Origin of the sequence: Pseudomonas cichorii, assembly GCF_019719005.1 — a bacterium.
Taxonomy (GTDB): Bacteria; Pseudomonadota; Gammaproteobacteria; order Pseudomonadales; family Pseudomonadaceae; genus Aquipseudomonas; species Aquipseudomonas cichorii_E.
On sequence record NZ_JAIGPJ010000005.1, the window covers coordinates 86,088 to 98,179 of the forward strand.

Annotated in this window: 7 protein-coding genes and 1 pseudogene; 1 reads left to right on the forward strand and 7 read right to left on the reverse strand. The window is 60.1% G+C overall.

Annotation, left to right across the window (positions count from 1 at the left end):
- Positions 1-97: 97 nt before the first annotated feature.
- The 7 genes and pseudogenes from K5D32_RS06630 to K5D32_RS06660 form a co-directional block, all read right to left on the reverse strand.
- A pseudogene (locus K5D32_RS06630) lies at positions 98-1,517 on the reverse strand (VWA domain-containing protein); the annotation flags it as partial.
- Positions 1,514-2,572, reverse strand: coding sequence for a VWA domain-containing protein (locus K5D32_RS06635; RefSeq protein WP_221576404.1), 1,059 nt, complete (start codon positions 2,570-2,572; stop codon positions 1,514-1,516). The pseudogene K5D32_RS06630 and the gene K5D32_RS06635, both read right to left, overlap by 4 nt.
- Entirely contained in the window at positions 2,565-3,059 is a 495-nt protein-coding gene (locus K5D32_RS06640) for a DUF4381 domain-containing protein (protein WP_221576405.1), read from the reverse strand. The genes K5D32_RS06635 and K5D32_RS06640 overlap by 8 nt, the downstream gene beginning before the upstream one ends.
- Positions 3,056-4,000: a DUF58 domain-containing protein gene (locus tag K5D32_RS06645; RefSeq protein ID WP_025259181.1), complete on the reverse strand. Its 945-nt coding sequence runs from the start codon at positions 3,998-4,000 to the stop codon at positions 3,056-3,058. The genes K5D32_RS06640 and K5D32_RS06645 overlap by 4 nt, the downstream gene beginning before the upstream one ends.
- A gap of 4 nt (positions 4,001-4,004) precedes the next feature.
- Positions 4,005-4,964: a MoxR family ATPase gene (locus K5D32_RS06650; RefSeq protein WP_025259182.1), complete on the reverse strand. Its 960-nt coding sequence runs from the start codon at positions 4,962-4,964 to the stop codon at positions 4,005-4,007.
- A 335-nt stretch (positions 4,965-5,299) separates the two neighbouring features.
- Positions 5,300-6,046, reverse strand: a complete 747-nt coding sequence (locus K5D32_RS06655) for an amidohydrolase (protein ID WP_221599540.1) — start codon at positions 6,044-6,046, stop codon at positions 5,300-5,302.
- A 42-nt stretch (positions 6,047-6,088) separates the two neighbouring features.
- Complete coding sequence (locus K5D32_RS06660) at positions 6,089-6,445, reverse strand: hypothetical protein (protein ID WP_221576407.1); 357 nt, start codon at positions 6,443-6,445, stop codon at positions 6,089-6,091.
- 653 nt (positions 6,446-7,098) lie between these two features.
- On the opposite strand from K5D32_RS06660, the gene K5D32_RS06665 reads away from it, so the two are divergent.
- On the forward strand, positions 7,099-11,955 hold the full coding sequence (locus K5D32_RS06665; protein ID WP_221561110.1) for an NAD-glutamate dehydrogenase: 4,857 nt from the start codon (positions 7,099-7,101) through the stop codon (positions 11,953-11,955).
- Positions 11,956-12,092 lie beyond the last annotated feature (137 nt).

The following is a 12,092-nucleotide window of genomic DNA, read 5'->3' on the forward strand; positions in this document are numbered from 1 at the left end:
GATTCGGGGGGCTGGCTGTCGGTGTTGCTGTCTTCCTCGGATTGAGGCTGATTCTGTTCCGTTTCGGGCGTGTTGCTGGCCTGCTGGTGCGGCGTCTCGTGGCCTTCTTCGACTTGCTCGCTCTTGTCCTGCTCCGTTTCTGAAGCGCCTGGGTTGTTGGCCTGATCCAGCAAACGCTGGATCAATGCCTTGTTGAATTGCGCCGCCGGGAAGTCCGGTTGGCGTTCCAGGGCCTGTTCATAAGCGTCCAGTGCCGCTTCCAGTTCGCCGCTATGGGCCAGGGCATTGCCGCGATTGTAATGGTCGGCAGCCGTGTTGCCCTCGGCGAAGCGCTGGGCCGCCGTGGCGTAGTCTCCCGCTTCATAAAAGGCCATGCCTTTCCATTGCGGGTTTTCAAAGTGTTGTGCGGCTTCGGCGGGTCGGCGTTGTTCCAGCAGGCGCTGGCCTTGCTGATCCGGGCGTAGCCACAGGTCCTGGAACTCGAACGCCTGACTGTTCTGCGGCAGCATGAACAGCAACGGCAGACAGAACAGCCAGCCCCGTCGTCCGGCGCAGGCTGCCAGCAGCAACAGCGGCAACAGGAACAAGTAGCCCTGATCGGCCCAGGTATCCAGTTGCAGGACCTGCCCGTCGCTGCGCAGATTCTGCGGGCCGGCGAACAGGCCCAGGCTGCGCAGGTCTTCATCGTCCATTCTGGCTTGACGATAGCTGCCGCCCATATTGTTGGCGAAATCATTGAGGCTGGCGCTGTCCAGGCGCGGCACCATGATCGCGCCCTGAGCGTCCTTGAGCAGGCTGCCGTTTTCCAGGGTCACCGGAGCCCCTTCGGCGGTACCGATGCCCAGGATCAGCAGCGGTGGCGATTGGCCTTTGAGCAGTTGCTCGATCCCCTGACGTTCCTGTTCGTTCAACGACGAGCCGATCAACAGAATCCGGCCCTGACCCAGCGCACCTTGCTTGAGCAGGTCGAGGGCTTTCCTGACGGCCAGATCGGCACGTTGACCGGCCTGGGGCATGATCGAGGGTTTGATGGCATCCAGCAGGTTATGACTGGTCACCTGATCGTCGGACAGTGGCACAAGCGTGTGAGCGCTGCCGGCGTAAACGATGATGGCGGTCTGCGAGTCGCTGCGGGCCTGCAACAGGTCCAGCAGTTTGCGCTTGGCCTGCTCCAGGCGGGTCGGTGAACTGTCGGTGGCGAGCATTTGCGGCGTCAGCTCCAAAACCACCACCAGTGGGTCGACCGGCTTCTGGCTGATCTGCTCGACACGCTGCCAGCCGGGACCGAGCAAGGCCAGCACGGCCAGAGCCCAGCAGATGCCCAGAATGACCCACGGCAATTTATTGTTGCGTCCGCGTCCGCCGTTGAGCAGCGCAGAGTGGAACGCCGCGGGCATGATCATCTGCCAGCGCCCGGCGCGTTTCTGCCGGTGCCAGAGGTGCCAGATCAACACACCCAGCAATGGCAGGATCAGCAGCCACCAGGGCCTTAGCCAGTGAGGCCAGAGCGCGATCATCGTGGCCTCCGGATACGTGCCAGGCGCTTGCGCAGACCTGCAAGTCGTTGTTGGTTGAGCAGGCGTTGCAGGGCGTTGTTGGCCCACAGATCGACGAAGACCAGCAACACACTCCCCAGCAGTGCCGCCGCCAGCGGCCACTGATAAAGCGCCATGGCCGGACGTGCCTGGGTGGGTTGCTGGGCCACCGGCTCCAGAGCGTCGAGGGTCAGGCGGATCTTTCGCAGTTCTTCGCCGTCATGGGCGCGGAAGTACTGGCCACCGCTGATGGCGGCGATTTCCTTGAGGGTGGGCTCATCCAGATCCAGGCTCGGGTTCAGACCAAGCATGCTCTGCACGCCGCTGCTGTCGGGGTCTGAGCCGATGCCGATGGGGTAGATTTTCACGCCTTCTTCGGCAGCCAGTCGTGCGGCGGTTACCGGGTCGATCTGTCCACCGTTGTTGGCGCCGTCGGTCACCAGCACCAGCACACGGCTGTTGGCCGGACGCAGACGCAAGCGCTTGAGGGCCAGGCCGATGGCGTCACCGATGGCGGTGTTTTTGCCGGCGATGCCGATCCTGGCTTCATCCAGCCAGACGCGGACGGTGCGGCGGTCGAAGGTCAGGGGCGCTTGCAGAAATGCCTGGCTGCCAAACAGGATCAGACCGACGCGATCACCCTGGCGGTTTTCGAGAAAGTCGCCCAGCAGATTCTGGACCAGTACCAGACGGCTGACGTCTTCGCCTTTCCATTGCATGTCGGGATAGTCCATGGAGCCGGATACATCCACGGCCACCAGCAGATCCCGGCCGCTGGCGGCGATGGGCAGCGGTTCGCCCAGCCATTGCGGGCGTGCGGCAGCGATCAGCAGCAACAGCCAGATCAACAGCAGCGGCAAGCGTTGCCGCCAGACGGGCAGGTTGGCTTTGGCCCGGCGTCCGCTGAGTTCTTCGAGTTCGCTGAGAAAACTGACCTTGAGCGCGGCCTCACCGCTGTCGGCAATCGGCAGCAAAAAACGCATCAGCCAGGGTAATGGCAGCAGGGCGAAGACCCAGGGCCAGGCGAACTCAAACATGTTTGCGAATCCAGGTTTCGACCGATTGGGTCAGGCCGATAATGGCCTTGTCGTCGAGTTTGCATTCGGGTTTATAGCCACCTTCGACCAGGATCATCCAGCGGGTCAGGCCGGCAGCCGGGCAACGGTTGTCCAGGAAGGCCAGCCATTTGCGACCATTGAGGGTGTGGCTCTGGCTGTGAGGGTAGTGGTTGCGGCACACGCGCTTGAGCAGCCCGTTGATCTGTTGCAGCCAGGCTCCGGCCGGTGCGCCGTCATAGGGTTTGGGCAGGCTGGCCAGTTCGGCCAGTGCCGCAAGCCGTACCGGGTCCAGAGGTTGTTCGCTGCGACGCTGGCTGGCCTTGACCGGCAGCAGCACACGCAGTCGCCAGAATCCCCAGGCCACGGCGGGTATCAGCAGCATCAGCAGCCACCAGCCCGGTGCCGGTGGCCAGAAGCCGATGGGCGCGGGCGTGATCAAGGGTTGCAACTGATCCAGAGGGTTCATTTGTTCTTTACCGGACGCCGGGCATCCAGATAGTCACGCAACTGCTCGACCATGGCAGTTTGGGTGCTCAGGGGCATGAGCAACACCCGCAGCTTTTTCGCCAGCAGTTCCCAACGGTCGGAGCGCGCCTCGCCCTGGGCGCGATAGGCCTTGCGCAGCTCCGGGTCCAGGGTGTCGAGTTCCAGCTGGGCGCCGCGCTCGGCAAAGCGCAGCAGGCCGGCGGCGGGCAGGGCACGGTCCAGAGGATCGGAGACCGGCAGCAACAGCAGGTCGCAATGCCGTGACAGCAGGCTCAATTGCTGTTCGGCCGCATCGGACAGGGCGCGTTCGTCACAGAGCACGATGACCAGACTGCCCGGACGCAAGACTTCCCGGGCGCGACGCAAGGCGATGCCGAATGCATCCCGGTCGGCGGCGATTTCTGTATGCAGTGACTGATTGACCCGCACCAGCCGGTTCAGCAGTTGCAGCAGGCACTGCTTGCTTCGCCGGGGTTTTATTTCGTAATGCTCGTTGTCGCCGAACACCAGCCCGCCGATCCGGTCGTTGTGTTCCAGTGCGGCCCAGCCGATCAAGGCCGCCGCCTGAGCTGCCAGCACCGATTTGAACATCAATCCTGAACCAAAGAACAGGCGACGGCTTTGCTCCACCATGATGAAGATCGGGCGTTCGCGCTCTTCATGGAACAGCTTGGTATGCGGCTCCTGAGTCCGGGCCGTGACACGCCAGTCGATGCTGCGCACATCGTCACCTGCCTGATAGACCCGCACCTGATCGAAGTCCACACCACGTCCGCGCAATTTGGAGTGATGCAGGCCGATCAATGGGCTGCGTCTGCTCGGCGTGGAGAACAGTTGCACTTCTCGCACGCGATGACGCATTTCGATCAGCTCGCTGAGGCTGACACGAATGCCCGGTTGTGAGATCAGGTAGGGTTGCATGGCATCAGGCAACGGCGACGACGTCGAGGATCCGCTGGATGACACGGTCCTGATCGATACCGGCAGCCTCGGCCTCAAACGACAGAATGATGCGATGGCGCAACACGTCGAACAGCACCGCCTGAATGTCTTCGGGGCTGACGAAGTCACGTCCGGCCAGCCAGGCGTGTGCGCGAGCACAACGGTCCAGAGAAATGGAGCCGCGCGGGCTGGCACCATAGCCGATCCACTCGGCCAGTTCCTGATCGAACTTGGCCGGAGTGCGGGTGGCCATGACCAGTTGCACCAGATATTCCTCTACGGCGTCGGCCATGTACAGACCGAGGATTTCCTTGCGGGCAGCAAATATCGCCTGCTGGCTGATCCGGCGTTCGGGCTTGGTTTCACCATTCAGGGCTTCACCACGGGCCTGTTGCAGGATCTTGCGTTCTACGGCTGCGTCGGGGAAACCGATCTTGACGTGCATCAGGAAGCGATCCAGCTGCGCTTCGGGCAGCGGATAGGTGCCTTCCTGTTCGATGGGGTTCTGCGTGGCCATGACCAGGAACAGCGGCGACAGGTCATAGGTGCTGCGCCCGACGCTGACCTGACGTTCGGCCATGGCTTCGAGCAGGGCCGATTGCACCTTGGCCGGAGCACGGTTGATTTCGTCGGCCAGCACCAGATTGTGGAAGATCGGCCCTTGCTGGAAGACGAAGCTGCCGGTTTCCGGGCGGTAGATCTCGGTGCCTGTGATGTCGGCCGGCAGCAGGTCAGGGGTGAACTGAATACGATGGAACTGCGCTTCGACGCCTTCTGCCAGTTCCTTGATGGCCTTGGTCTTGGCCAGGCCAGGAGCGCCTTCGACCAGCATGTGGCCGTCGGCAAGCAAGGCGATCAGCAAGCGTTCGATCAGCTTTTCCTGGCCGAGGATCTGCGTTGAAAGAAATGTTCGCAGCGCAATCAGCGCTTCACGATGTTCCATCGGTGAGTGTTCCTGGCAAGGTAATCAGCGGCGTCACATGACACCGAAGCTGGGGGCGATACTTTAATCCATCCCGGTAGGGATCGACTAACCGCTACAAGGTTTTTTATACGCTTTCAGGAACTGGGTGGCGTTTATTTGGGAATAGTCCCACATGTTTTGTCAAAGATGCGTGTAAGCAATGTGAAGTGGGCGGGGCCTTGGCCGCGGCGACGCTTTTCTGTCAACGCATTTTCAGCGCCTTGAAGTGATGCTGTCGCGGCCAAGGCCCCTCCCACAATTGCCCTGCATGTGTGTCGCAAGAGGCTATCTGTTGTATGTCGTTCGAGCGACTTTTATAGCCGATAGAAGTCCGCCGCGTTCTCCCACAGAACCTTGTGTGCGGCCTTTTCACCCAGTGACTCCATGACCAGCTCTATATCGCTCGCCTGGAAAGGACGAGGTGCCCGGGTCGAGGGCAGGTCGGTGCCGAACATCAGGGCGTGAGGGTTGGCCGAGTAAATATCCTTGAGCGCCTGTGCAACCGGAAAGTCGACGCGCCCGAAACCGCAGGCCTTTACCCGCACTCCGCGTTCTGCAAGGCGCAGTACGGTGGGCAGGCCTTCGCGACTCAGGCCCAGATGATCGATGCTGATGGCGGGTAATTGCAGCAGTCGGGTTTCGATTTCGGCCAGTTCCCGTGAGTCGATATAAAGCTCTGAATGCCAGCCCACTTGCCTGTGGACGCGTCTGGCCAGTGTCTCCAGTTGATCAAGTTGCTCTGAACCGCCGCGCTTGAGGTTGAAGCGCAGGGCGCGCACGCCGAAGCCGTTGAGGGTTTCGAGCTCGGCATCGGTGACGGTGGCGGGCAACTGGGTCACGCCGACGAAGTCAGGCCCCAGCCGACGCAGCGCCTCCAGCAGATAGCCCTGATCGACCCCCTGAAACGACCCGGAAACCACCGCGCCGCCCGCGACACCCAGCGGGGAAGTGATTGCCCGATAGTCGGCGACACCGAAAGGGTCGGGCAAATAGCCGTTGTTGGCCTTGAGCGGGAAGTGCGGATCGATGATGTGGCAGTGGGCGTCGAAGATAGGCTGCATGACAGGCTCCAGATAGCGAAGCCCTCACCTTACTCCTTTATGTCAGTTGATTTCGTTGACGTATGTACCGACATTTTCAAGAATGATCTGCACTGTCTGTTGCACCTCGCTCAGATCATCAGCCGAAGTGTTGTGCAGAATCTCGTATCGGGTATCGCCACCCAGGGCTTCTGCATCCTCGGCTGAAATCTCTACCACCAGATGCGTGGCATTCAAGGAAACCTTCAGGTCGGTTATATACACCGTGTCGTCGCAGACGGTGATCTCGACTTCGTCTTCATCCGGAAAACGTGCCAGGGAAAATAACTCGTTCTTTTCGTCATGGCAGCAAAGCAGCGCCATGTCGTCGTTCTCGTCGTCGCAAGGGTTGGCGAGTAAAAGGGCGGTCTTGATTTGCATGTCGAGGTCCTGGCTGGGCTAGCGGACGAGTGTGCCAGCCCCGGACAGAATTTGCTGGGTAATTCTCCGGGTAGGACCGGATTTATCCGGGAAAGGGCCTGTACATCCGCCGCATCTTTATCTGAAGAAAAATGCCTTCCCGAATGAATTCGGTCCTACGGATTTGCCAAGGTAGGACCGGATTTATCCGGGAAAGGGCCTGTACATCCGCCGCATCTTTATCTGAAGAAAAATGCCTTCCCGAATGAATTCGGTCCTACGGATTTGCCAAGGTAGGACCGGATTTATCCGGGAAGGGGTCTGTACAGCCGCCGCATCTTTATCTGGAGAAAAATGCCTTCCCGAATGAATTTGGTCCTACGGATTTGGCATACAGGGTTTATGTTCACCGATGTCCGAATATGTCGCAGCCCTGTAAGTATCCGCCCGCGTGCTCTCGTTAAGCTGCAATCAGATGAGCGGTCAAAGAGCCGCTCCGTTACGTGTCGATCCTGTTTGTGAAATGGAATGTGACGACTCGTTCGCGGCAAGCGTTATTTCTTTAGCTTTACACTCTGCCATGCTGTGCCTCTGCCCGTTACATCCCGGTGCAGTCTGGTACGAGACACTTCCATCAAGCTTCCTCCTTATAAAAGCAAAGCGGAGTACCACAGATGGCGTTCTTCACCGCAGCCAGCAAGTCCGACTTCCAGCATCAACTGAAATCGGCACTGGCTCAGCACATCAACGAACAGGCATTGCCACAAGTAGCGCTGTTCGCTGAGCAATTCTTCGGCATCATTTCCCTGGATGAACTGACCCAGCGTCGCCTTTCCGACCTGGCAGGCTGCACCTTGTCCGCCTGGCGTCTGCTGGAGCGTTTCGAGCACGGCAAACCTCAGGTGCGGGTCTACAACCCCGATTACGAGCGTCATGGATGGCAGTCGACTCACAGTGCCGTCGAAGTGCTGCATCATGACCTGCCGTTTCTGGTCGACTCGGTACGTACCGAGCTTAATCGTCGCGGTTACAGCATCCATACCCTGCAAACCACCGTACTGAGCGTGCGTCGCGGGGCTGCGGGCGAGTTGCTGGAGTTGCTGCCCAAGGGCACGACGGGCGAAGGTGTGCTGCAAGAATCGCTGATGTATCTGGAGATCGACCGCTGCGCCAACGCCAACGAGCTGAGCGTGCTGGCCCGTGAGCTTGAACAGGTGCTGAGTGAAGTCCGCGCTGCGGTAGAAGATTTCGAGCCGATGAAGGCCCGCCTGCACGAGTTGCTGGCAAGCATCGATGCCAACGAATACAACACGGATGAACCAGAGAAGGCCGAAATCAAGGTCTTCCTGCAATGGCTGGTGGATAACCACTTCACCTTCCTGGGTTATGAAGAGTTTGAAGTTCGTGGTGAAGGCGATGGCGGTCAACTGATCTACGACGAGTCGTCCCTGCTGGGCCTGGCCAAGCTGCTGCGTCCGGGGCTTTCCAGCGAAGACCTGCATATCGAAGGCTATGCGGTGAATTACCTGCGCGAGCCGACACTGCTGTCGTTCGCCAAGGCTGCGCACCCGAGCCGTGTACATCGTCCGGCTTACCCTGATTACGTTTCGATCCGCCAGATCGATGCGTCGGGCAAAGTCATCAAGGAATGCCGCTTCATGGGCCTGTACACCTCGTCGGTGTATGGCGAAAGCGTGCGGCAGATTCCGTACATCCGTCGCAAGGTCGCGGAAGTCGAGCGTCGTTCCGGCTTCGATGCCAAGGCTCACCTGGGCAAGGAGCTGGCGCAGGTCGTTGAAGTGCTGCCACGCGACGATCTGTTCCAGACGCCGGTGGACGAGCTGTTCAGCACTGTGATGTCCATCGTGCAGATCCAGGAGCGCAACAAGATTCGCGTGTTCTTGCGCAAAGACCCGTATGGCCGTTTCTGCTACTGCCTGGCCTACGTGCCACGCGACGTGTATTCCACCGAAGTGCGCCAGAAGATCCAGCAGGTGCTGATGGAGCGCCTGAAGGCCAGCGACTGCGAGTTCTGGACCTTCTTCTCCGAATCGGTCCTGGCCCGTGTGCAGTTGATCCTGCGCGTGGACCCGAAGGTCAATCTGGATATCGATCCGGTACAACTGGAAAACGAAGTCATCCAGGCCTGCCGTTCGTGGAAAGACGATTATTCGAGTCTGGTGGTCGAAAGTTTCGGCGAAGCCCAGGGCACCAATGTGCTGGCCGACTTCCCCAAAGGCTTCCCGGCAGGCTACCGCGAGCGTTTCGCCGCGCATTCGGCTGTCGTGGACATGCAGCATGTCCTGAGCCTGAGCGAAACCAATCCGCTGGTCATGAGCTTCTATCAGCCGCTGGCCGGTGGTCGTCAGCAACTGCATTGCAAGCTGTACCATGCCGACACGCCGCTGGCGCTTTCGGATGTGCTGCCGATTCTGGAGAACCTCGGTCTGCGCGTGCTGGGCGAGTTCCCGTATCGCCTGCAACACGCCAATGGCCGCGAGTTCTGGATTCACGACTTTGCCTTTACCTATGGCGAAGGCCTGAACCTCGACATCCAGCAGCTCAACGATACGTTGCAGGACGCCTTCGTCCACATCGTGAGCGGCGATGCCGAGAACGATGCCTTCAACCGTCTGGTGCTGACCGCCGGTCTGCCATGGCGTGACGTGGCGCTGCTGCGCGCCTACGCCCGTTATCTGAAGCAGATTCGTCTGGGCTTCGACCTGGGTTATATCGCCAGCACCCTGAATAACCACACCGACATCGCCCGTGAACTGACGCGCCTGTTCAAGACCCGTTTCTATCTGGCGCGCAAGCTGGGTTCCGACGATCTGGACGACAAACAATTGCGTCTGGAGCAGGCGATTCTCACGGCGCTGGACAATGTTCAGGTGCTCAACGAAGACCGCATCCTGCGTCGCTACCTTGACCTGATCAAGGCGACCCTGCGGACCAACTTCTATCAGACTGACGCCAACGGCCAGAACAAGAGCTACTTCAGCTTCAAGTTCAACCCGCGTCTGATTCCCGAGCTGCCAAAGCCGGTGCCGAAGTTCGAGATCTTCGTCTACTCGCCGCGTGTGGAGGGTGTTCACCTTCGTTTCGGCAACGTGGCCCGTGGCGGTCTGCGCTGGTCGGATCGTGAAGAAGACTTCCGTACCGAAGTGCTGGGTCTGGTAAAAGCCCAGCAGGTGAAGAACTCGGTCATCGTGCCGGTGGGTGCCAAAGGTGGTTTCCTGCCGCGTCGCCTGCCGCTGGGTGGCAGCCGCGATGACATCCAGGCTGAAGGCATCGCGTGCTATCGCATCTTCATCTCGGGTCTGCTGGATATCACCGACAACCTGAAGGAAGGCGTGCTGGTGCCGCCTGCCAACGTGGTTCGTCATGATGACGACGACCCTTACCTGGTCGTTGCCGCCGACAAAGGCACCGCGACCTTCTCCGACATCGCCAACGGCATTGCCATCGATTACGGCTTCTGGCTGGGCGATGCCTTTGCTTCCGGTGGTTCGGCCGGTTACGACCACAAGAAGATGGGTATCACCGCCAAGGGCGCGTGGGTGGGTGTGCAGCGTCACTTCCGTGAACGCGACATCAATGTCCAGCAGGACAGCATCAGTGTGATCGGTATTGGCGACATGGCCGGTGACGTGTTCGGCAACGGCTTGCTGATGTCCGACAAGCTGCAACTGGTCGCCGCCTTCAACCACCTGCATATCTTCATCGATCCGAACCCGGACCCGGCCACCAGCTTCGTCGAGCGTCAGCGCCTGTTCAACCTGCCGCGTTCGGCCTGGACCGACTACGACACCAGCATCATGTCCGCTGGCGGCGGTATCTTCCCGCGCAGCGCGAAGAGCATCGCGATCACCGAGCAGATGAAAGCACGCTTCGACATCAAGGCCGACAAGCTGACCCCGACCGAACTGCTGCACGCGCTGCTCAAGGCGCCGGTGGATCTGCTGTGGAACGGCGGTATCGGAACTTACGTCAAGTCCAGCGAAGAGTCCCATGCCGATGTGGGCGACAAGGCCAACGATGCATTGCGCGTCGATGGCAACGAGTTGCGCTGCAAGGTGGTGGGCGAGGGCGGTAACCTGGGCATGACCCAGCTGGGCCGTGTCGAGTTCGGCCTCAATGGCGGCGCGACCAACACCGACTTCATCGACAACGCCGGTGGTGTGGACTGCTCCGACCACGAAGTAAACATCAAGATCCTGCTCAACGAAGTGGTGCAGGCCGGGGACATGACCGAGAAGCAACGTAACCAGTTGCTCGAAAGCATGACCGATGAAGTCGGCAACCTGGTGCTTGGCAACAACTACAAGCAGACTCAGGCTTTGTCCCTGGCGGCACGTCGCGCCTACGACCGGATCGCTGAATACAAGCGCTTGATGAACGACCTCGAAGGTCGCGGCAAGCTGGATCGCGCCATCGAGTTCCTGCCGGCCGAAGACCAGATCGCCGAGCGTGTTGCAGCCGGTCAGGGCTTGAGCCGTGCCGAGCTGTCGGTCTTGATCTCCTACAGCAAGATTGACCTCAAGGAAGCCTTGCTGGAATCCCGTGTGCCGGATGACGATTACCTGACTCGCGACATGGAGACGGCTTTCCCACCGTCTTTGGGTGCCAGGTTCTCGACCGCCATGCGGGCTCACCGTCTCAAACGCGAGATCGTCAGCACCCAGATCGCCAACGATCTGGTCAACCACATGGGTATCACCTTTGTGCAGCGGCTCAAGGAGTCCACCGGCATGAGCGCGGCCAACGTGGCGGCTGCTTACGTGACCGTTCGTGACATCTTCCACCTGCCGCACTGGTTCCGCCAGATCGAGGCGCTGGACTACAAGGTTCCGGCTGAAATCCAGTTGTCGCTGATGGATGAGCTGATGCGTCTGGGCCGTCGTGCCACACGCTGGTTCCTGCGCAGCCGTCGCAACGAACTGGACGCCGGTCGTGACGTGGCTCACTTCGGTCCTCATCTGGCGGCCTTGGGCCTCAAGCTCGATGAGTTGCTGGAAGGACCGACCCGTGAAGTCTGGCAGGCGCGTTACAAGGCTTACGTGGAAGCCGGTGTGCCTGAGCTGCTGGCCCGCATGGTTGCAGGCACCAGCCACCTGTACACCCTGTTGCCGATCATCGAAGCTTCCGACGTCACCGGGCACAATGCTGCCGACGTGGCCAAGGTGTATTTCGCGGTAGGCAGCGCACTGGACGTGACCTGGTACCTGCAACAGATCAGCAATCTGCCGGTGGAAAACAACTGGCAGGCGCTGGCCCGTGAAGCGTTCCGTGATGATATCGACTGGCAGCAGCGAGCGATCACCATCTCTGTGCTGCAGATCCCGGAAGGTCCTGAGGATCTGGAAGAGCGTCTGGCCCTGTGGCTGGAGCAACACGCCCCGATGGTCGAGCGCTGGCGCGCCATGCTGGTCGAGTTGCGTGCGGCCAGCGGTACTGACTACGCCATGTATGCAGTCGCCAACCGTGAGTTGCTGGATCTGGCAATGAGTGGGCAAGCCGTCGCGGTTTGATGGTTTAGCCCGGTTGTAACAAAAAGCCCTGCATCGTCGTGATGCGGGGCTTTTTGTTTTCAGGGCGCAGGATTTGAAGACAACATATTTTCGCGAATGAATTCGCTCCTGCCGTAGGAGCGAATTCATTCGCGAAA